The following is a 21,749-nucleotide window of genomic DNA, read 5'->3' as shown; positions in this document are numbered from 1 at the left end:
CATCAGTCCATCAACAGGCCGCCGTTCTGGTCCAGCACCTCGCCGGTGATGAAGCCCGACAGCGGCGAGGCGAGGAAGCTCACCGCGTGCGCGAACTCCTCGGGTTCGCAGAAGCGGCCGACCGGGATCTGCTGGATCAAGGCCTGGCGCTGTTCCTCGGTCAGCTGCTCGGTGACCATCGGCGTGCGCACATAGGCCGGCGCGATCGCGTTCGCGGTGACGCCATGCGCCGCCAGCTCGCGCGCCAGCGAGAAGGTCAGCGCGCTCATCGCCCCCTTCGACACCGAATACGCCGTGCCGGCCGTCAGCCCGCCGGTCTTCGCCGCCAGCGAGCTGGTGTTGATGATGCGGCCCCAGCGCCGCGCCTTCATCGCCGGCACCACGCACTGCGACCACAGCATCGCGCCGTCGAGGTTGGCGCCGAGCACGCGGTGCCATTCGGCCAGGCTGGTCGCCTCGATCTTGTTGTTCGACAGCACGCCGGCGTTGTTGACCAGGATGTCGACCTCGCCGAAGCGCTGCCGCACCTGCTGGTGCGCGGCAGTCACCGACTCGGCCTGCGAGATGTCGCAGGCCAGCGCCATCACCTGCTCGCCGTGGCGCGCCACCAGCGCGTCCATCGAGCCGAGCGCGATGTCGACCATCGCGACGCGGCAGCCGTCCTGCCGCAGCGCGTCCACCACCGCGCGGCCCATCGTGCCGCCGGCCCCGGTGACCAGCGCGACCTTGCCTTCGAGAGTTGCTTTCATGTGTCCGCCCATGTGTCCGCTCATGTGTCGAGTACGCTCTTCTTTCCAAACAGCCCGCGCGAGCGGAACGTGACGACCGCGATGAACAGCAGGTACATCGCCATCAGCGACCATTCGGAGGCATAGGCCCCCGTGATGCCGGTGACCAGGCCGACCAGCAGCCCGGCGATCACCGCGCCCCACAGCGAGCCGACGCCGCCCAGCACGATGATCAGGAAGGCCGGCACCACCGCATCGACGCCCACCTGCGGCCGGATGCCCCAGATCGGCGCCATCACCACGCCGGCCAGCGCCGCGAGCGCCACGCCGAGCGCGAACACCGCCGAGCGCAGCCGCGACAGGTTGATGCCCAGCGCGCGCACCATCTCGCTGTCGTGCGCGCCGGCCTTGATGATCGCGCCGTAGGGCGTGCGCTCGAGGAACAGCCACAGCGCGACGATCGCGAGGATCGCGAAGCCGCTCGCGAACACACGGTAGCGCGAATAGATCAGGTCGCCCATCAGGAAGGCCCCGGAGATCGCTTGCGGCAACGGCATCTGCTGCTCGTTGCTGCCCCAGGCCAGGCGGATCAGCTCCTCGATCAGCAGCGCCGCGCCGAAGGTGAGCAGCAGGCCGTACAGCGGGTCGCGGCCATAGGTGCGGCGCAGGCAGGCCTCGAGCACCAGGCCGGCCAGCCCGACCACCAGCGGTGCGACGAACAGCGCGATGCCGTAGCGCGTGCCCAGCGGCAGCGCCAGGTAGGCCTGCTGCAGTTCCGGGAACCAGCCGAGCCTGGGCGCGAGCAGGTACAGCGCCACGTACATGCCGAGCGCGAACAGCGAGCCGTGCGCCAGGTTGATGGTCTCCATCACGCCGACGATGAGCATGAAGCCCAGCGCGATCAGCGCGAACAGCAGGCCCAGCGTGATGCCGTTGGCCAGGTGGGGAATGAGCGAAAGCAGGGTGTCCATGGTCTCTCGGGATTCAGGGTTCGTACGAAGGCGTCGCCGCCAGCGGTTCGAGCTTGCAGGCCTGTGCGCTCTCGGCGTCCTGCACCTCTTCGGGCCGGATGCGCGCGAGGATGCGGAACAGGTCGTCGGCTTGCGTCGGCATCGAGTTGTAGGCGGCGACGTACACCGTCTGCTGCAGCTGGTGCGTGTGCGGGTTCATCCACGCATCGAAATGCTGCATGCGTTCGGCCGCCGGCACGCGCAGCGTCTCCAGCTCGGCGATGAGCTTCAGGTTGTTCGTCGTGCCGGTGCGCTGGACCGCGCGCAGCAGCTCGCGCATGGCCATGTAGCCGTTGAAGAACACGTTGCCGGGCGATTTCAGCCGGTACTCGGGGTAGGCCTGCCGGTAGCGCGCGACGAACTCGGGCACGCCCGCGAGGCCCAGCCGCCAGTACCAGGTGGTGCCGAAGATGCCGAACAGCGCCTGCCGGCCGAGCCCGTACACGTCGGGCCAGTCCTGCTGGTTGTTGATCCAGCCGACGCTGCGGTCCATGCCGGCCTCCTGCACCTGCCGGCGCAGCGTCTTCTGGTCGTCGCCGCCGACCGCGGTGGCGACCACGCCGGGGTTCAGGCGGCGCAGCTTGGCCAGCACCGGCGCGAAGTCGCGCATGCCCTGCGGCACCAGCAGCTCCTCGACGATCTGCCCGCCGTTGCCCTCGACGATCCTGCGGATGCCCTTGGCGGTGTTGTGGCCCCACAGGTAGTCGCTGGTGACCAGCGCCCACTGCCGGCCGAAGCCGGTCATCGCGCCCTTCACCACCGAGGTCGAGAAGTTGGTGCCGTTGGCGTCCCAGACGAACTTGACGCGGTGGCATTCGGCGCCGGCCTCGCTGGGTGAGCTGGAGTTGCTGTTGAAGTAGATGCAGCCGTACTTCTGCGCCACGCGCGACATCGCGCTCGCGACGCCCGAGTGCACGCCGCCGACCAGGAACGCGACCTCCTGCTGGCGGATCATCTTCTCGGCCACGCCGACCGCCACCACCGGGTCGCCGGCGGTGTTCTCGTGCACCGCCTCGATGCGCCGGCCCAGCACGCCGCCGCGCTCGTTGAACTCGGCGATCGCCATGCGCATGCCCAGCTGCTCGTCCTGGCCGCTCGCAGCGTACTGGCCGCTGTCGTCGGTGGCCAGGCCGATCAGCAGCGGCTTCTTCGCCTTGGCCTGGGCCCACGCGTGGCGCGTGGTCCAGGGGCCGCTGAAGCCGGCGACAGCAGCGGCACCGGAGGCGATCAGCAGCCGCCGGCGTGCGAGGGGGGAGGCGTGCATCGTCGCCGGCTCACTGCTGGTAGCTGGGCGTGGCGTCGTAGCTCTCGAGCTTGCAGGCCTTCTGCGCATCGGTGTCGACGACCTCCTTCGGATCCACGTTCGACAGGATCTTGAAGATGTCGTCCTTCTCGGCCGGCGTGTCGTTGTAGCTCGCCATGTAGATGGTCTGCTGCACCTGGTGCGTCACCGGATCCATCCAGGCGTCGAAGTGCTGCAGACGGTCGCGCGCCGGCATCTTGCGGCCTTCGAGCTTCTTGATGACCGCGATGTTCTGCGTCGTGCCGGCCTCCTCGACGCAGCGCAGCAGCTCGCGCGTGGCCATGTAGCTGTTGTGGTACACGTTGCCCGGCACCTTGATCGCCATGCCCGGGAACTGCTTCTGGTAGGCCGCGACGAACTCCTTGACCCCCGGCAGGTCGAGCCGGTAGTACCAGGTGGTGCCGAACACGCCGAAGATCGATTCCGGGCCCAGGCCGTAGACGTCGGGCCAGTCCTGCTGGTTGTTGATCCAGGCCATGCTCTTCTGCAGGTTGAGCTGGATCACCTGCTGGCGCAGCGCCTTGATGTCGTCGCCGCCGATCGCGGTGGCCACCGCATTCGGCTTGAGCTGCTGCAGCTTCAGCAGGTAGGACGAGAAGTCGCGCGTGTTCTGCGGCACCAGCAGCTCCTCGACGATCCTGCCGCCGTTGGCCTCGACGATGGCGCGCGTGGCCGCCGACGTGGTGCGGCCCCACACGTAGTCGTTGGTCAGCAGCACCCAGTTCTTGCCGTTCACCTTGATCGCGTTCTTGACGATCGCGTGCGCGAAGTTGGTGCCGTTGCCGTCCCACACGAACTTGACGCGGTGGCAGTCTTTCCCGGCCTCGGTGGGCGAGCTGGAATTGGTGTTCAGGAAGATGGTGCCGTACTTCTGCGCCACCTGCGAGATCGCGTTGGCCACGCCCGAATGCAGCGCGCCGACCAGGAAGGCGACCTCGTTGCGCGTGATCATGCGTTCGGCGATGCGCGAGCCCGAGGCCGGCGTGGTCTCGGTGTCCATGTGCAGCGCCTCGATGCGCCGGCCCAGCACGCCGCCCTTGTCGTTGAACTCCTTGATGGCCATCATCGCGCCCAGGCGCTCTTCGCCGCCGCTCGCGCCGTACTGGCCCGAGGCATCCATCGTCAGGCCGATGACCAGCGGCTTGGCCGCCGCGGCCTGCGCCCAGACGCGGTTGTGCGCCCACGGGCCGAAGAAGGCCGCCGGCGCGGCGGCCGCCGCGGCACCGGCCTTCAGCAGGCTGCGCCTTCCCGCATCAGGCTTGTCCATTTCGGGTGTGCCGGCATCGATCGTTTGAACTTCTTTCGTCGACTTGTCCATGCTTGTCTCCAGGGTTGTTGTGGGGTCCGTGCCCGGTCAGCGCGGAATGATCTGCACGTTGTTCAGCTTCTCCTGCGCCTCCAGCAGCGACGCGATGAACTTGTCGCCCAGGCCCAGGTTGCCGGCCTGCACGAAACTCTGGTGCGCGGCCTCGGCCAGGTGGCTGGTGGTCGGCAGCATCTCGGTCAGGTGGGTGTAGTAGCGCAGGTCCTTCTGCGCATTGCCGATCGCGAACTTCAGGCCGGCCAGGTCGCCCTGCAGCGTCTTGCCCAGCATCATCTGGAAGATCCCCGAGTTGACGCCGCCGGCCGAGATCACGTCGAACAGCTTCTGCAGCGACAGCCCGCTCTTCGCGGCCGTGGCCACCGCCTCGGCGATCGCCGCGGCCGTCGTCATCGCGAGCATGTTGTTGATCAGCTTCAGCACGTGGCCGTGCCCCGGCGGGCCGACGTGGAAGATGTTCTCGCAGAAGGCGGCCAGCACCGGGCGCACGCGGTCGAAGTCGGCCGACTCGGCGCCGACCATGGTGTTCAGCCGGCCCTCCTCGGCTTCCTTCGGCGTGCGCGCCAGCGGCGCGTCGATGAAGGCGACGCCGCGGGCCGCGAAGTCGGCGCGGATGCGGGCGGTCGACGCCGGCTCGGCGGTCGAGGTGTCGATCACCGTCAGGCCCTTGCCGGCGGCGGCCAGCAGGCCCTGGTTGCCGTAGACGATCTCCTCGACCTGCGGCGAGCCGGTGACGCAGATGATGACCACGTCGCTCGCCTCGGCGACGGCGGCGCGGCTCGGCTGTTCAGTGGCGCCTGCATCCAGCAGGTCCTGCAGGTTGGCGCGGTTGCGGTGCACCACGAAGCTCACGCCGAAGCCCTTGGCGAGCAGGTTCTTCGCCATGCCGTGGCCCATCATGCCCAGGCCGATGAAGCCCACCTTGGTCTTGCTTGCTGTCGTCATGTCGTTCTCTCCTGGTGAGTTGGTATTCGGTTCGCGGTTCAGGAATTCGTCACGAGCGTTCCGGCCGCGGCTTCGGCCCGCGCCTCGCTCCAGAACTGGATCAGGCGCTGGTAGCTCGCCGCCACCTGCTCGATCACCGCGGCGTCGCTCAGCGTGCCTGCGAACCAGCCGTGCGCCGCCTCGGCGAACAGCGAACGGCCGACCGCGAAGCCCTTGCACAGCGGCTGGCCGGCCGCGACGCGGAAGCCCTCGCGCAGCGCCTGTTCGCTGGCTTCCAGGCCGAGCAGCAGCACGCCGCGGCACAGCGGGTCGTTCGACGCGATCACTTCCTCGATGTGGCGCCAGGCAGCAGCGCTGGCCGGCGGCGGCAGCTTCCACCAGTCGGGCTCGATGCCGGCGGCATAGAACTGCCGCATCGCGCGCGCCAGCGTCTCGTCGTCGGCGGGCAGGTTGCGCGGCGGGATCACCTCCAGCAGCAGCTCGTGGCCGGTGGCGTTGCAGGCCTGGGCCAGCGCGCCGACGGTGGCGATCTGCTGCGCCGCAAGGCCCGCTTCATCGTCGGGGTGGTGGTAGACCAGGCACTTGACGACGTGCTCCTGAGGCCAGGTGCGCAGCGCGAGGCCCACGTTGCCGCCGTCCTCGAAATCGAGCGGGCGCGAGCCCGGCAGCTCCACCGGCCGCGCGACCCACCAGCCGATGCCGGTCAGCGGCGGCAGGATGTCCTCGCCGAAGCGGCCGTCGACGATCACGCCGGCGTTCGGGAACGACATCCCGGGATGTCGCTGCGGGTGCAGCGCCCGCGCGGCCGCATGGCCCTGCGCCGCGGCGCGCGCCACCAGCGACTTGAACTGCGGGATGCGCTCGCGCGGCACCTGGTGCTTCGCGGCGATCTCCTCGAACTGCGCGCGGTGGTCGAAGGCCAGCACCGCCAGGCTCGGCCAGTCGCGGTGCCGGGTCGACGCGCGGTGCAGCTGCTCCAGCTTCGCGTCCTCGCGCAGCCGGTGGTGGCGCGAGCCATGGGCCAGGAAGTGGCTCAGCTCGATCCAGCTCGGCATCGCCGGCGCGCAGCCGTGGCGCGACACGACGATCGCGCCGCAGGCATTGGCATAGCGCAGTGCCTGCGGCAGCGGCTCATCGCGCACCCAGCCGCGCAGCAGCCCGGCCATGAAGGCATCGCCGGCGCCGAGCACGTTGAACACTTCGACCGGGAAGCCCGGGCCGGCGACGCCGTCCTCCAGCTTCGGCGGGATCGCCCCTTCGTAGGCGACGCAGCCCATCGGCCCGCGCTTCATCACGATCAGCGCGGCGGACAGCTCGCGGATGCGGCGCAGTGCCGCCAGGCTGTCGCTGCTGCCGCCGGCGATGTGCACCTCTTCCTCGGTGCCGACCACCAGGTCGCAGAAGGGCAGGATCTCCTGGAGCTCGCGGCTGACGCGCTCCGATTCGACATAGCGCTGCTCGCCCAGCCCCGGCGCGGTCAGGCCCCACAGCACCGGCCGGTAGTCGATGTCGAGCACCACGCGGGTGCCCGCGGCCTTGGCCGCACGCATCGCCACCAGGCAGGCGGCGCGCGTGCCGGCGCGTGACAAGTGCGTGCCCGAGATCAGCAGCGCGCGCGCGCCGGCGATCACCGCCGGGTCGACGTCGTCCTCGCACAAGCCCATGTCGGCGCAGTTGTCGCGGTAGAACACCAGCGGGAAGGTGTCGCGGTCGCGCAGCCCCAGGAAGACCAGCGCGGTCAGGCGCTGCGGATCGGTCTTCAGCTGCGACACGTCGACCTTCTCCGCCGCCAGGGTCTCGCGCACGAAGCGGCCGTTGTGCTCGTCGCCGACGCGGCTGAGCATCGCGCAATGCAGCCCGAGCCGCGACGCGCCGACGGCGGTGTTGGCGGGCGAGCCGCCCAGGTACTTGGCGAAGCTTTGCACGTCCTCCAGGCGCGCCCCCAGCTGTTCGCCGTACAGGTCGACGGCGGCGCGTCCGACGCAGACCAGGTCCAGCGCACGGGCCGGTTGCGCGACGGGTTCTCTGACACTCATGCAGCATCTCCATTCAATTGACGGGGTCTCGCCTTCGGGCGACGTGGGGGGCGGGCCGCCGCGGCGGCCGCGCTTTCGGCCAGCCGGTGGCCGGTCGTCACGACGATGGCCTGCGCAAGGCACAGCGGCGCGACGAGCGAGCGGAACACCTGGTCGGAGGCCATGCCGATCTCGAAGCACACCGCGGCCGAGCGCTTCAGCGGCGACAACGGTCCGTCGGTGATCGCGATCACCGGGATGCCCTGCCGGTGCGCGTTCTCGGCGGCATCCACCACCTCGCGCGAGTAGCTGTGGAAGCTGGTGACCATCAGCACCTCGTCGCTCGCGATGTTGCGCAGCGATTCGCGCAGCATGCCGCCCATGCCTTCGAGCAGGTAGGCCTTCAGTTCGAGCTGGCTCAGCGCATAGGCCAGGTAGCAGGCGACCGGAAAGGCGCGGCGCTGCGCGAACACGTGCACGCGGCGCGCCGCGCACAGCAGCTTGACGGCGGCGTTGACGTCGGCGGCGCGCACGCCGTCTTCCAGGTGGCCGAGTTCGGCCACCGCCTCGGCGACGTACTGGTTCAGGAAGCCGCCGCCCGCGCCGCCTTCACCCAGGCGGCGCTGCTGGTTGATGCGTTCGCGGTAGCTGCCGGAACGTTCGACCAGGTGGCCGCGGAACACCTGCTGCATCTGCGAGAAGCCGGTGAAGCTGAGCGCATTGGCAAAGCGGATCAGCGACGACGGCTGCACCTGCGCCGCCTCGGCCACCACCGCCACCGTGCCCAGCGCCAGGTCGTTCGGCCGCTCGAGCGCGAAGCGCGCAATGCGCTGCAGCTGCGCCGGCAGGCCCGGGTAGGCCTGCGAGATCGCATCCTTCAATTCGTCGTAGCTCGAGATGGGACTCATGGGACTGGACTGTCCTAGGGGAAGTACCGAATCACAATAGGAACAAACGTTCTTGCGCGTAGAAAGCATAGAACATATATTCCGCGGAGTCCAATCTCGGGTCCGTTTCCCATGCTCAGCTCAAGCCGACACGCCGCCCTCGTCCCGCTTCCACTCCTGGTCACGGTGGCCGTGCTGGCCAGCACGCCGCTGTGGCTCAGCAAGGTCGGGCTCTACCAGTACTTGGCGCTGGAAATCATGATCTGGATGCTGTTCGCGCTGGGTCACAACCTGCTGCTCGGCTACGGCGGCCTGCCGTCGTTCGGGCATGGCGCCTACTTCGGCATCGGCGCGTACGCGTTCGGGCTGCTGCAGCTGCGCGGCGGCGCCGGGCTGGTGCTGGGGGTGCTGGGCGCGGTGGCGGCGGCGGGCATCGCCGGTGCGCTGGTGGGGGCGTTCATCTCGCACCGGCGCGGCATCTACTACGCGCTGCTGACGATCGCGTTCGGGCAGCTTGCCTGGTTCGTCGCCGGCAAGTGGCACACGGTGACCGGCGGCGAGGACGGCCTGCTGAACATCAAGCGTCCCGACCTGTCGCTCGGCTTCGTCGACATTGCGCTCAAGAGCAACGAGGCCTTCTTCTATTTCGCGCTCGCGGTGTTCGCGCTGGTGCTGGTGGCCTTGTGGCGGCTGGTGCATTCGCCGTTCGGCCGCATCCTGCGCGCCATCAAGCAGAACGAGATGCGCGCCGCCTTCGTCGGCCACAACGTGTGGCTGTACAAGTGGCTGGCCTTCATCCTCTCGACGGCGATCGCCGGGCTGGCCGGCTCGCTGTTCGCGATGGCGCAGCAGTCGGCCTACCCGAACGTGATGAGCCTGCACAACTCGGGCTTCGTCGTGATGATGGTGCTGATCGGCGGCGGGCTGGTGAGCTTCTGGGGCCCGGTGATCGGCGCGCTGATCTTCATCCTGGCGCGCGACCTGCTCGGCGCCTACACCGAGACCTGGCTGCTCTGGTACGGCCTGGTGTTCATCGTGATGGTGCTGTTCCAGCCGGACGGCGTGGCTGGGGCCTGGCAGGCCTGGCGGGCGCGCTGCGCGACGCGCGGCACCGAACGGCGCGGCACGGCCACGCTCGCAACGCAGATCAAGGAGACCTGACCGTGGCCCTGTTCGAGGCTCATCAACTGCACAAGCGCTTCGGCGACCAGGTGGTGCTGGAAAGCATCACGCTGTCGTTCGAGGAAAAGCAGCTCACCGGGATCATGGGTCCCAATGGCGCGGGCAAGACCACCTGCTTCAACGTGCTGACCGGCCGCTACGCGCCGGACCGCGGCAGCGTGACCTTTGCCGGCGAGGACATCACCGGGCTCACGCCGCGGCAGATCGCGCGGCGCGGGCTGTCGCGCTCGTTCCAGATCATGAACCTGTTCGACGACGAGACCACGCTGGACAACGTGCTGGTCGCGCTGCCGTCGGTGCGCGAACAAGGCTTCTCGATGTGGCGCGACCTGGGGCGCTTCAGCCGCGGCCGCGAACTGGCGATGGCGGTGCTCGACCGCGTCGGGCTGGCCGGCAAGGCGTCGGCGATGGCCGGGGCGCTGTCGTATGGCGAGCGGCGCGCGCTGGAGATCGGCGTCGCGCTGGCCACCGACCCGCGGCTCTTGTTCCTCGACGAGCCGACCGCCGGGCTGGGCGCCGAGGGCACGGCGCGCGTCGCCGAGCTGATTGCGCAGCTGAAACGCGAGCTGACCATCGTGGTCATCGAGCACGACATGCGTTTCCTGTTCGGCCTGGCCGACAAGATCAACGTGATCCACTGGGGCCAGGTGATCGCCGAAGGCACGCCGGCGCAGCTGCGCCACAACCCGTGGGTGCAACGCTCCAACCTGGGGATGCTGGCATGAGCGCGGTCCTGAAGCCACAACCATCGATCCTCGAGATCCATGGCATCGAGACCTTCTACGCCGAGACGCAGGCGCTGTTCGGCGTGTCGCTTCACATCGCGCCGGGCGAAGTGGTGTCGCTGCTCGGCCCGAACGGCGCCGGCAAGACGACGACGCTGCGATCGATCCTCGGCCTCACGCCGCCCAAGCGCGGCAGCGTGCGCTTCGACGGCGTCGACATCACGCACTTGCCGACGCACCGCATCGCCGGCATGGGCGTCGGCTGGGTGCCGGACGACCGGCGCATCTTCCCGACGCTGACGGTGGCCCGCAACCTGGCGATCGCGCGCAAGAAGACGCGCTTTCGGGCCTGGAACGAGAAGGAGTGTTTCGAGATCTTCTCGGCGATGGAGTACCTGATGGGCCGAGAGTGCGAAAACCTGTCGGGCGGCGAGATGCAGATGGTGGCGATCTCGCGCGCGCTGATCGGCTCGCCGGGGCTGGTGCTGTTCGACGAACCGAGCCAGGGCCTCGCGCCCAAGGTGGTGCAGGACGTGATGGCAACGGTGACGCGCCTGAAGCGCGAGGGGGTGGCGGTGCTGCTGGTGGAGCAGAACGTCGAGAGTGCGCTGGCGGTGTCCGACCGCGCGTACGTGATGCACCAGGGCCGCATCGTGCACGAGGGCAGCGCCGCGGCGCTGCGCGGCGATGCGGCGCTGCAACGCAAGCTGCTGGGAGTCTGATCCGATGGGCACACCGATTCTTCACGTCGACGGCTTACGCAAGCACTACCACCGCGGCTGGCCGCAGCGGCAGACCACGTTCTCGCTGGAGGCCGATTTCCAGGTCGACGCGCCGGGCATCATCGGCGTGATGGGCGCCAACGGCGCCGGCAAGACCACGATGTTCGAGCTGATCACCGGCGGCAATGCGCCCAGCGGGGGCCGCGTGCTGGTGGCCGGGCAGGACATCCACAAGGTGCGCTACCGCGAGCGCGACCGGCTCGCGCTGCACTACCACCAGTCGTACCAGGTGCGCTCGTTCAAGCGCGACCGGCCGAACTTCATGCTCGAACACGCCGGCACCGAGCGCGCGGTGGTGCACCTGTTCGACGAGCCGCAGTTCAACACGCAGGACGGCTACATCGGCTTCATGCTGGAGTTCTTCCGCCGGCTGCGCGGCCAGGGCAAGCTGGTGTTCCTGTGCCTGCACCCGAACGAGCCGGTGCACATGGAGATCCTGGCCGACATCTGCGAGCGCTACATCTTCGTGCACAAGGACGAGTCGCGCACCAGCCGGCTGATGCACGCCGCGTCGATGCGCGAGCTGTGCGGGCACCCGGGCGTGCGGGCCTACCTGGGGAAACTCGCACCCTGAAGACCTGCCCGGCCGCCAGGTCAATGGAGGGAAACGAGAAGGACATCTGCACTGCTTTGAGATCAGGGAACTCCGGCGTACCTTCGCTCCCGGCATCGCAGGGAGAAACGGAAGTCCTCGAAATCTCATGCAGTACTGGAGATGGCCATGCAAATGTTGTTCGCTGTATTGTTTGCATTCGTTCTCGCTTGTCATCTGCCGGCATCGGCCCAGCTGTCCGCGCAGACCACGATCTTTCAGGGCGGCAGCTTCACCCATGCGACGCGGCCCATTGTGCGGCTGCCGGCACTGGTCGCCACGAACTCTCCCGGGGTTCTGCTGGCCTTCTGCGAAGCGCGCTATTCAAGCGACGACACGTCGGACAAGGAAATCGTCTACGCGTCGTCCTTCGACTACGGCGCCACCTGGACCCTGCCGCAGGTCCTGGCCGAAGACCCGGACCCCAACCGACCCACGGGCAATGCGTCGCCGGTGCTGGACGCCAGCAACGGCAAGCTGCTCGTCTTGTACGGCTCCAGCGCCCAAGGCAAGGGTGAGAAAGCCCTCGACAACATACCGAAGCTGTACATGCGCTCCAGCACCACGCTGGGCACCACATGGAACCCACCGGTGGAACTGAGCGCGCTGATCCCGCCCGACGTCACGCTGATGCTGCCGGGCCCGGGCCACGGCATCCAGCTGCAGAACGGCAGCCACGCCGGCACGCTGTTGACGCCGGTCTGGGGCTACCGGAAGCTGCCCAACGGCGACGGCACGTTCCGCCTCAGGGAATTCACCAGCGTCCTCATCTCCGAGGACCACGGCGCCACCTGGGACCTCGGCGGCATGGAGGACGCCAGCGATGCCGAGGCGTACGGGCCCAACGAAAGCCAGGTTGTCGAGCAGGGCAACGGCAACATCCTGAAGATCACCCGCGCCGCCAAGCCCGTGGCGATCTCGTCGCCCGACACGCCGTTGGTGCGGGTCAAGTCGATCAGCACCGACGGCGGGCAGAGCTTCTCGCGGCAGGTTCCGTCGGCCCAGTTCAGCGGTCCGCGCGTCGAAGGCGCCGTGCTGCGGGCCAGCTCCTCGCTGCTGGCCTTCACCTCGCCGACCAAGGACGCGACCAACTACACCAGCAGCGGGTCGCGCGCCGACCTGGCCATCCGCTACAGCGAAGACGACGGCATCACCTGGAAGTACCCCATCGCGCTGCCGAACGGCAAGGCCGAATACACCGACATCGCGAAGCTGAACGCGACCACGCTGGGCGTCATTGCCGAGCTGCAGACCAGCAGCGGGGACAACACGCAGATCAAGTTCTTCACCACCACGCTGCCGGCCGCCGATTCGAGCAGCGTGACCGACGCCTCGGGCCACAACCCGGCCGTTCGCTGGGTGAAGAAGGTCAGCAGCAGCTCCACCACCGGCAGCGGCAGGTTCAACACCGCGACCTGGCTGAACGGCAGCGCCTACGTCCACGCGCCGGACGCCTCGCCCAGCCTGCTGACCAACAACAGCTTCACGCTGAACCTGTGGTTCAAGTCGGGCAACTACAGCAATGCGTCCGAGTCGCTGATGACGGCCTACGGGATGGGCAACACGTCGCCGTACCACATGTCGCTGCGCCTGGACCCGGCCAAGGGCTTGCGCATGACCAGCACGCAGTACCCGGCCCTGGCCCAGAAGGTCTATGAAGACAACAACGCCGCGATCGTCAACGACAACCAGTGGCACATGGTCTCGGCCGTGCGCTCGGGCACCTCGCTGCTGTTCTACGTGGACGGGGCCCTGCGGTCGACCCAGACCGGCTTCTTCGCCAACAACTACACGACGGCCACGGCCACCGATTTCGGACTGGTGTTCGGCGCCCGGCCCACCAACGGAACGAACGGGTACACGGAACAGTTCAACGGCGCGCTCGACGACGTGCAGGTCCACCACCGGGCCCTGTCCGCCTCCGAGATCTCCGGGCTGTTCAACAACGTCCAGCCCGGCGACCTGACGGCGCTGCGGCTGAGCATCCTCTGAACACGGTCCGTTTCGCCCGGTCGATCATGCCTCTCCATCGGGCCGCGTTTCAGCCGATTCTCCGGTACCCGCATGGCGTGCACGTCGCACGCCGCCGCCGTACCGGAGATCACCATGCAGATGTTGTTCGCAGTATTTCTTGCATTCGCCGTGTTCTTCCACGGGCCCGCATCGGCCCAGTTGTCGTCCCGCACCACGGTCTTCAACGGTGCCTCCATCTCCTACGCCTTGCGACCGGTCGTCCGATTGCCGGCACTGGTGGCCACGCAGACGCCCGGCGTACTGCTCGCGTTCTGCGAAGCGCGGCGCGACGACAGCGACACGTCGAACAAGGAGGTCGTCGTGTCGCGCTCCACCGACAGCGGCGCCACCTGGAGCGCCGCCACGCGGCTGGGCGAAGACCTGGTCTCCACCGCCCGGCCGACCGGCAACCCGTCGCCGGTGCTCGATTCGAAGAGCGGCACCGTCTTCGTCTTCTACGGTTCGTCGTCGGAGGGCTTGTCGGAGAAGAGCCTCGACAACCTGCCGAAGCTCTACCTGCGCAGCACCACGGACGGCGGCGTCTCGTGGTCGAACCCCGTCGACAGGAGCAGCCTGATTCCCGCCGACTACCGCCTGATGCTGCCCGGCCCGGGCCACGGCATCCAGCTGAAGAACGGTGCCTACGCCGGCCGGCTGCTGGTGCCGTTCTGGGGCTACCGCGTCGACCCGGACGACGCCAAGGTGCTGCGCAACGTCACCGGCGTCCTCTATTCCGACGACAGCGGCGCCAACTGGTCCCTCGGCGGCACCGAGCCGGTCGCCGACTCCATCCTGTTCGAGCCGAATGAAAGCCAGCTCGTCGAGCAAGGCAACGGCAACGTGCTGAAGATCTCGCGCTCCGCGCTGCCGCTCAGCGTCGCGATCAACCAGCCGCTGGTGCGCGTCAAGTCGGTCAGCACGAACGGCGGCGCGAGCTTCGGGCGCATGGTGGCCTCCGCGCAGTTCACCGGCCCGGTGGTCGAGGGGGCAGTGCTGCGCGTCAATGCCTCCACGCTCGCGTTCACGGCGCCGTCGAAGGACGCGGCCAACTACACCAAGAGCGCGCTGCGCGCCGACCTCGTCGTCCGCTACAGCGAGGACGACGGCGTCACGTGGAAGTACAGCAGCGCGCTGCCCACCGGTGCCGGCGAATACACCGACCTGGCGATGGTGAACTCCACCACGCTGGGCGTGCTGGCCGAATTGCAGGACGGCAGCGGCAGCAACACGACCATCCGCTTCTTCACGCAGGCGCTGCCGGGCGCCGATTCGAGCGCCGTCACCGACGACTCCGGCAACAACGGTGCGGTCCGCTGGGTGCGCAAGGCCGGCAGCACCGCCGCCTCCGCGACCGGCAAGTTCGACACCGCCGCGCAGCTGAACGGCAGCTCGTACATCCACGTGCCCGATGCCTCGCCCAGCCTGCTGACGAGCAACAACTTCACGCTGAACCTGTGGTTCAAGTCCGGCAGCACCTACAGCAATGCGGTCGAGACGCTGCTGTGGGCCTACGGCGTCGGCCTCGAGTCGCCCTACCAGCTGTGGCTGCGGCTCGATCCGACGCGCGGCCTGCGCTTCCTCAGCACGCAGTTCCCGAGCCAGGGCGAAGTGGTCCACAACGACGCCGACACCAGCCTTCTCAAGGACGGCAAGTGGCACATGGTGACCGTCGTCCGCTCGGGCACGACGATGAAGTTCTATGTCGACAAGACCCTGCGCACGACCCGCACGGGCTTCTTCGTCAACGACTACGCGACGGCGCGCGCCACGGACTTCGGCCTGGTCTTCGGGGCCCGCCCGACCAACGGCTCGGGCAGCAACAGCTCGGGCTACATGGAACACTTCAACGGCGCGCTGGACGCGGTGCAGGTCCACCACCGTGCGCTGTCGGATTCCGAGATCACCGGGCTGTACACCAACATCCCGCCCGGCGACCTGACGGCACTGAAGCTGAAGATGCTCTGACCCTCGCGCGCGCGGCGCCCTCAGCGCTGCGCGATGCGCTGCATCAGCGCCACCAGCTCGGCCGGCTGCGGCATGTCCTCGGTGCGAAAGACCAGCCGGGCGCGGCGATCGAACACGAAGGCCTGTGCGGTGTGCCGGTCGACGCCCGGTGCGCGGCCACGCAGGAAGTCGAGCAGCGCATCGGCATCCTTCGCGCGCGGCAGCGCGCCGGCCCAGCGTCCCGGCTGCGCACCGAACTTCGCGAGCCAGGCCCGCATCGCGGCCAGGTCGTCGCCCAGCGGATCGATCGACACCGACAGCAGCCGCAGGTCGGCCTGCGCCTTCGCGAGCCGCGCCTGCGCGTCGGCGAACACCGCGCCCTGGATCGGGCAGGTGGCGCTGCAGCCGGTGAACATCAGCTGCACGGCCGTCACCTGGCCCGCCAGCAGCGCGGGCAACGCCACCGGCTTGCCGGCCATGTCCTGCAGCGGCAGCGCCGGTGCCGCCAGTTCGGGCTGCACCGGCCCGAAGGCCTGGTGCGCCCGCGCGGCCCAGGGCCCGGCCACCAGCGCGGCGGCCCCGGCCAGCACGGATCGGCGTGTGCTCATCGCGGCTCTCCTCCATCGGTCAGGTAGGTCCACAGCGCCCGGCATTGCGCATCGTCGATCGCGTAGCGCGGCATCTGGCGCGGGATCAGCACGTAGGCCGGGTCGATGCCGGTGCGCAGCAGGCGGCAGAAAGTCGCCAGCTCGTAGCGCGACGGCGGCCCGCCGCGCCGCGCGATCGGCTCCAGCAGGCGTTCGCGCGTCAGCAAGGGCGCGAACGGCTGCGCAGCCGACGCCGACACGGCCGGGCTGCGCGCGACGCTGTCGCGCGAGTGGCAGTTGATGCAGCGCGTGGCCAGCGGCGGCAGCGGCTGCGCGTGGCCGGTGATCGTGCCGGACAGCGGCGCGTCGCCGCGGTACAGCTGGCGGCCGCGCTCGAGCTCCGGGTCGGCGGCCATCGCCTGCCATGCGGCGAGCGTCGCCATCAGCGAGCAGGCCTTCGACAGGCCCAGTCCGAACGGTTTGCTTGCCAACTTCAGGTCCACCTTCGGATTTGCACCGCCCACCCCTGCGCGCTAGCGCACCACCACGCTGTACATGCTGTTGCCCGCCGCCCCAGCCGGCCCGAGGTTGACGCTGCCGGCCGGGAAGCTCTTCGTGAAGACGGTGTAGCTGCGCGCCGTGCCGCCTTCGCTGGTCGTCATCTTCAGCCCGGTATTCGACCAGCCCGCCATCCACGCCAGCGCGCCGTTGAAGCGATCGTCGACCGTCAGGTACACGTCCGCCGGCTGGTTCAGCGCGAAGCTCACCGTCGGGTTGCCGGTGAAGGTCTTCGAATCGTTCGCCGTGCGCAACCAGGGAGAACCCGACAGCACCGCCGGCAGCGCGGTGATCGTGAAGGTGCGGTCGCCGAACTGCTGCGCGCCGTTCTGCAGGTTGGCCTGCACCGACCAGTCGGCCGCGTTCGCCGTGTCCAGCACCGACAGGCTGCCGATGGTGGCCGGGGTGATCGCGTCACTCGTGTCGTCCAGCTGCTGCAGGTAGGCCACCAGCTGCGTGCGCTGCGCCGCCGTCAGGCTGTTCGCCGCGCCGTGCAGGTTGGCGGCATTCGCCGTCGTCAGCACGTCCAGCAGCGTCGCGGCCGAGCCGTCGTGCAGGTAGGGCGCCGTCGCCCACACGCCCTTCAGTGTCGGCGTGTCCAGCCCGGTCAGCGTCTGCCCCAGGCGCTTGCCCGACGACGCCTTGATCGTGCCGACGTTGCGCAGCACGCCGCCGGCGCTGTCGGTCACGTCGGTGCCACCGTGGCAGGCCAGGCACCCGCCCGCGCCGCGGAAGATCGCCTGCCCGGCCAGCGCATCGGCCGTCAGCGTGCCGTTGGCGTTGCGGTTCGGGCTCGCATCGCTCGTCTTCAGCGACGCGACATAGGCGGCCAGCGCATCCAGGTCTGCGCTCTGCCCCGCCTTCGCGTCGCCCAGCGGCTGCGAACGCGTGCCGGCGTTGTACAGCGCATCGCTCATCAGCCCGGTGCCGAGCGCGAAGTTGCGGATCTGCCCTTCGAAATCCTGGATCTCGTCGAAGTTGCCGGTCCAGTGCTTGTTGCCCTGCGCCCCGGCCCGCCCGCGCAGCGTGATGGTGTTGCGCAAGCCTTCGCCCAGGCCGGTGAAGTCCCAGGTTCGGCCATCGTGCCCGCCGTCGTTGTGGCACGACGCGCAGCTCATGTACGCGTCGCGCGCCAGCCGCGTGTCCTGCGCGTCGTAGAACAGCTTCTTGCCGGTCAGCACGTTGGCCGCGAGCTTCTCGGTGCCCACCGCATTCGCGTTCGCCACCAGCGGCAGGTTCAGCTCGCCGAAGTTGACGAGCCGCGCCAGGTCGTACACGCCCAGCGTGCGGTCCATGAAGTTGTTGACGTACAGCTTCAGCCCGTCGGCCGACACCGCGAGGCCCTGCGGCGCACGCCCGACCGGGAAGCGGTAGACCTCGGCCTTGGCGACCGGGTCGACCACTGCCACCTCGCGGCTGGTCTCCAGCGCGACGAACAGGTAGGCACCCGTCGGGTGGAAGGCCGCGCCGCTGCCGACACCGGAGTTGTCGTGGTCGATGCGCGCCGGGTAGTCCTCGGTGAAGCTCGCCAGGTCGATGCGCGAGCTGATCGCGCGCACCGTGTTCTGGAAGTCCAGGTTGCTGCCGTCGCGCAGCGTGCCGCGCAGCAGGTTGTCCTGCTTGGACGGCACCCAGGCGCTGTTGCCGTCCGGCGAGATCACCGCCGGTGCCAGGTAGTTCGGAATGCCGCGGCCCTGCAGCAGGCTGTCGGGCTTGTCGCTGTGCTGCAGCACCACGGTGCGCTCGATCGCCAGCGCGGGCGTCACGAAGACCACCTCGCCCCCCTTCTTGACGCCGGCCAACGCCGTCTGCACGCTGGCCGTGGCCTCGCCCGGCAAGGCCGGCGAGACGAAGCGCGACACCAGCACGCGGTTGCTCGCCGCCGCCACCGACACGTGGCGCGGGTTCGCGCCCACCGCCACGCTGCCCAGCGTCGCGCCGGTGCCGGCGTTCAGCTTCAGCAGCTGGCCGCTGCCTTCCAGCGCGACGTAGCCGGCGCTGCCGTCGGGCGCGAAGGCCAGGCCGAAGGGTTGCGACGAGCGCGGCAGGGCGATGGTCTGCGCGAGCGCCAGCGTCGAGGCATCGATGATGCTGATCGTCGCATCGCCCTTGTTGACGACCCAGACGCGGCCGTCGGGTGCGATGGCCACGCTGCGCGGCCGCGTGCCGACCGCGATCTCGGCGATGCGCGCCTGCGTGCTGCCGTTGAAGACGCTGACGCTGTCGTTGTCCTGGTTGACCAGCCACACGCGCGGCGTCGTGCCGGCCTCGATCGCGACGCTCGACGAGGCGGTCGGCTTCGCGCTCGTCGTCACCGCGTACACGGCCTGCCTGAAGGTGCGCGAGGTGACCACGTTGTTGGCGTCGATCGCTTCCACCGTGACGTTGTACAGCCCCGGCGCCGCATAGGTGTGGCTGATCGTCGTCGACGTCGAGTACGCCGTCTGCGCCGTGCCGTCGCCGAAGGTCCAGYGGTAGCGCGTGCCGGCACCGCCGTTCGACGCGACGTTGAAAGTCGCGTTGCCGCCCGACGCGAGCGGTGCCGCCGGCACCGGGTCGATCACGAACTGCGCCGCGCTGACGTTCCAGCCGAACGACACGCTGGCCGTGCCGCCATGGCCGTCGTTCACGCTGACCGTCACCGCGAAGTTGCCGGTCGCCGTGACGGTGCCGCTGATCAGCCCGCTGGTGCCGTTGATCGCCAGGCCCGTCGGCAACCCGGTGGCCGAGTACGCGAGCGTGTCGCCGTCCGGATCCCCGCCGCTGACGCCGAACGACACCGCCTGGTTCAGCGTGTTGTTGCGGTTGGCGATCGGCGCGATCGACGGCGCGCGGTCGACGGTGATGGTCTTCTCGGCCGCGCGGTCGGGGAAGTCGTTGAAGTTGCCGCTCTTCAGCAGCGACCAGCTGCTGCCGTCGTTGCCGATGTAGAAGTTCCAGGCTGCGATGGTGCCGTTCTGGCCCGTCGCCGCCGGCCGCGGCAGGTACTTGAAGCCGCCGATGCCGCGCGCCGTGCCCAGGTTGACGATGAAGCGGTGCGGCGGCGGCACGTCGCCGCCGGTGTACTTGGTGTGCCAGAAGGTGGCGGCGTCGCCGTCGATCGCGGCGGCCCCGGAGTTCTGCCCGGTCGCCGCTTCCTGGCTGTCGACCTGCACCGTCCAGCCGGTGCGCGGGATCACCGCGCCGCTGCGGTCCAGCAGGTTGAACTCGGCCATCGAGGTCCAGGCCTTGCCCGCGGTCTCGGACACCGCCTCCAGCATCACGTACTGCACCGTCGCGCCGAGCAGCGGCGTCACGTCCCAGGCCAGCTGGGTGCTGCTGGTCGCCACGTCGTTGCGCGCGTTGACGGTCACCACGTACTGGCCGACGGTCGTCGGCGTGCCGGTGATGGCCCCGGTGGCGGTGTTGATCGACACGCCCGGCGGCAGGCCGGTGGCGCCGAAGGTCAGCGTGCCGGTCGGCGTGGTCGCGGCCAGCGCCAGGCTGACGGCACTGCCGCTGACGGTGGTCTGCGAGCCGGGGTTGGCCAGCTTCGGTGCCGCATCGCCGCCGATGCGGATCATCTTCGACACCGACGGCGTGCCCTCCGCGTTCATCGCGAACAGCATGTAGTAGCCGGGCAGCACGACGCCGGGATTGGACGGCAGCGCCAGCGAATACGCGTTGGCGCCGGTGCTGCTGAACTGCAGCGGGATGCGGCGCTGGTCGTTGTTGACCGTGTGCGTGGTCGAGCCCAGGCGCACCAGCGAGAAGGCCGTGACGGCCGCGTTGGTCGTCACCGCGATGCTGGTGCCGTGCGTCGCGGTGGCCGGCGCGTTGCTGATCACCGGCCGCGTGGCCGGCGTGCCGTCGGCATTGAGCAGGTAGTGCGGCGTCAGGATCTGCGCGTTGTTGTGGTTGGTCGAGCAGCTGCCGCACAGCCCGCTGCCGGCCGTCAGCACGCGGGCATCGGGCAGCAGCAGCGCGACGCTGTGGTAGTTGCGCGGCACCGCGATCGGCGGCAGCGGCGTGAAGGCTTCGGTGACGGGATCCCACAGCTCGGGCACGAGCGCCGAGTTGTCGTCCGACCACGGGTGGCCGAAGCTGTGGCCGCCGACGATGAGCACCTGCCCGTTCGGCAGCACCACGCTGTTGGCGAAGATGCGCGAGTAGGCCATCGGCGCGATCTTGCGCACCGAGACGCCGGCGTTCATGTCGATCACGTAGGCGCGGTTGGTCGCGTTCTGGCCTTCGTAGGCCGGTGCGCCGCCCACCTTCAGCACCTTGCCGATGTCGTACATCACGGCGTTGCCGCTCTGGCTGTACGGGTCGTCGCCGCGCGGGCCGGCCGGGGTGATCGCGCCCGTTCCGCCGTTCGCCTCGGGGTCGATCCAGTTCATGTTGGCCGCCGGCCCGGCGTGCAGCACCCGCCCGTTGGGTGCCGGGATCAACCACATGTGGTTGTCGGCGCGGAACGCGAAGTCGGGGTCGTTGCCCAGCGCCGTGTCGACCGGCACGCCGTTCAGGCGCGCCCAGCCGCCGGCGGCCGTCCAGCGCTCGCCGTGCTTGTTGCCGCGGCCGCCGCTCCACGAGCCGCCGAAGGTGAACACCGAGCCGTCGGGCAGCAGGGTGTTGGCGTTGTAGCCGCGCGTGATCTTCATCGCCGCGGCCGAGGTCCAGGCGTTGGACACCGGGTCGTAGATGGTGGTCTTCTCGCTGTTCTTGCCGCCGTTGACCAGGATGCGTCCGTCCGGCAGGTTGGTCGTGCCGGAGCAGAACATGTCGTGCCCGGTCTGCGTCACCAGCGTCTCCGACGCGGTCTGCGTGGCCGGGTCGAACAGCGTGGTGTAGGTCTGGCCGTTCGGCGCGCTGTCGGTGAAGCGGTCGGACGAGGCCCACAGGATGACCTTGCCGTTGGGCAGCAGCGCGGCCGACGGCGTCACCATCGACAGCGGGATCAGCGGCGTCCAGGTGCTGGCGCCGGGCGGCGCGATGGCGGCCGCGCGTTCGGTGGGCGGGGCATCGGCCGACGCCGCCGCCGGCGCGCCGCGTTCGTTGCCGCCCCCGCCGCAAGCGGTCAGCAGCAAGGCGCCAGCCAGCACGGCACCATACGGCGCCGGGGCACGAAGTGAACGGGTCATGCTTGTCTCCTGCCGGGCGCGTGCGGCGGCTCGGGCC

The 21,749-nt window shown here is 69.3% G+C and carries 16 protein-coding genes; 6 read left to right on the top strand and 10 right to left on the bottom strand.

Going from position 1 to position 21,749, the window contains the following annotated elements:
• Positions 1–2 precede the first annotated feature (2 nt).
• From AC1DYN_RS10470 to AC1DYN_RS10440, 7 genes are read right to left on the bottom strand one after another with little or no spacing between them, the layout of a single operon-like run.
• The gene (locus AC1DYN_RS10470) at positions 3–749 is read right to left on the bottom strand and encodes an SDR family NAD(P)-dependent oxidoreductase (RefSeq protein ID WP_477959089.1); all 747 of its coding nucleotides are present in this window, start codon (positions 747–749) and stop codon (positions 3–5) included.
• Positions 750–769: 20 nt separating this feature from the next.
• Complete coding sequence (locus tag AC1DYN_RS10465) at positions 770–1,699, bottom strand: branched-chain amino acid ABC transporter permease (protein ID WP_477959087.1); 930 nt, start codon at positions 1,697–1,699, stop codon at positions 770–772.
• Positions 1,700–1,712: 13 nt separating this feature from the next.
• A complete protein-coding gene (locus AC1DYN_RS10460; protein ID WP_477959085.1) occupies positions 1,713–3,002 on the bottom strand; it encodes an ABC transporter substrate-binding protein in 1,290 nt (429 codons plus the stop codon).
• A 10-nt stretch (positions 3,003–3,012) separates the two neighbouring features.
• Positions 3,013–4,359, bottom strand: a complete 1,347-nt coding sequence (locus AC1DYN_RS10455) for an ABC transporter substrate-binding protein (protein ID WP_477959083.1) — start codon at positions 4,357–4,359, stop codon at positions 3,013–3,015.
• A gap of 36 nt (positions 4,360–4,395) precedes the next feature.
• The gene (locus AC1DYN_RS10450) at positions 4,396–5,349 is read right to left on the bottom strand and encodes an NAD(P)-dependent oxidoreductase (protein ID WP_477959105.1); all 954 of its coding nucleotides are present in this window, start codon (positions 5,347–5,349) and stop codon (positions 4,396–4,398) included.
• Positions 5,346–7,343 (bottom strand): bifunctional 5-dehydro-2-deoxygluconokinase/5-dehydro-2-deoxyphosphogluconate aldolase, encoded by a 1,998-nt coding sequence (locus AC1DYN_RS10445; protein WP_477959081.1) that lies wholly within the window; start codon positions 7,341–7,343, stop codon positions 5,346–5,348. Before AC1DYN_RS10445 ends, AC1DYN_RS10450 begins: the two co-directional genes overlap by 4 nt.
• Entirely contained in the window at positions 7,340–8,230 is an 891-nt protein-coding gene (locus AC1DYN_RS10440) for a MurR/RpiR family transcriptional regulator (RefSeq protein WP_477959079.1), read from the bottom strand. The genes AC1DYN_RS10445 and AC1DYN_RS10440 overlap by 4 nt, the downstream gene beginning before the upstream one ends.
• A gap of 165 nt (positions 8,231–8,395) precedes the next feature.
• Here AC1DYN_RS10440 and AC1DYN_RS10435 point away from each other — a divergent pair, with 165 nt between their 5' ends.
• The 6 genes from AC1DYN_RS10435 to AC1DYN_RS10410 all read left to right on the top strand — a co-directional run bounded on the left by AC1DYN_RS10435 (position 8,396) and on the right by AC1DYN_RS10410 (position 15,468).
• Positions 8,396–9,370 (top strand): branched-chain amino acid ABC transporter permease, encoded by a 975-nt coding sequence (locus AC1DYN_RS10435; protein ID WP_477959077.1) that lies wholly within the window; start codon positions 8,396–8,398, stop codon positions 9,368–9,370.
• A 2-nt stretch (positions 9,371–9,372) separates the two neighbouring features.
• A complete protein-coding gene (locus AC1DYN_RS10430; protein ID WP_477959075.1) occupies positions 9,373–10,116 on the top strand; it encodes an ABC transporter ATP-binding protein in 744 nt (247 codons plus the stop codon).
• The gene (locus AC1DYN_RS10425) at positions 10,113–10,838 is read left to right on the top strand and encodes an ABC transporter ATP-binding protein (protein WP_477959073.1); all 726 of its coding nucleotides are present in this window, start codon (positions 10,113–10,115) and stop codon (positions 10,836–10,838) included. The genes AC1DYN_RS10430 and AC1DYN_RS10425 overlap by 4 nt, the downstream gene beginning before the upstream one ends.
• 4 nt (positions 10,839–10,842) lie before the next feature.
• The gene (locus tag AC1DYN_RS10420) at positions 10,843–11,472 is read left to right on the top strand and encodes an ATP-binding cassette domain-containing protein (RefSeq protein ID WP_477959071.1); all 630 of its coding nucleotides are present in this window, start codon (positions 10,843–10,845) and stop codon (positions 11,470–11,472) included.
• A 147-nt stretch (positions 11,473–11,619) separates the two neighbouring features.
• The gene (locus AC1DYN_RS10415; RefSeq protein ID WP_477959069.1) at positions 11,620–13,482 is read left to right on the top strand and encodes an exo-alpha-sialidase; all 1,863 of its coding nucleotides are present in this window, start codon (positions 11,620–11,622) and stop codon (positions 13,480–13,482) included.
• A gap of 114 nt (positions 13,483–13,596) precedes the next feature.
• On the top strand, positions 13,597–15,468 hold the full coding sequence (locus tag AC1DYN_RS10410) for an exo-alpha-sialidase (RefSeq protein WP_477959067.1): 1,872 nt from the start codon (positions 13,597–13,599) through the stop codon (positions 15,466–15,468).
• Positions 15,469–15,488: 20 nt separating this feature from the next.
• Here the strand turns inward: AC1DYN_RS10410 and AC1DYN_RS10405 are convergent, their stop codons facing one another.
• Genes AC1DYN_RS10405 through AC1DYN_RS10395 form a run of 3 tightly spaced genes read right to left on the bottom strand, consistent with a single transcriptional unit; the run spans position 15,489 to position 21,712 of the window.
• Entirely contained in the window at positions 15,489–16,055 is a 567-nt protein-coding gene (locus tag AC1DYN_RS10405; RefSeq protein ID WP_477959065.1) for an SCO family protein, read from the bottom strand.
• Positions 16,052–16,525, bottom strand: coding sequence for a hypothetical protein (locus tag AC1DYN_RS10400; RefSeq protein WP_477959063.1), 474 nt, complete (start codon positions 16,523–16,525; stop codon positions 16,052–16,054). The genes AC1DYN_RS10405 and AC1DYN_RS10400 overlap by 4 nt, the downstream gene beginning before the upstream one ends.
• Before the next feature lie 42 nt (positions 16,526–16,567).
• Positions 16,568–21,712, bottom strand: coding sequence for a galactose oxidase-like domain-containing protein (locus tag AC1DYN_RS10395; RefSeq protein WP_477959061.1), 5,145 nt, complete (start codon positions 21,710–21,712; stop codon positions 16,568–16,570).
• Positions 21,713–21,749 lie beyond the last annotated feature (37 nt).

The sequence above is a fragment of the Rhizobacter sp. P2_D12 genome (genome assembly GCF_056404395.1).
The sequence above is the reverse complement of the archived record's forward strand: the minus strand, read 5'-3'. Positions and strand labels throughout refer to the sequence as shown.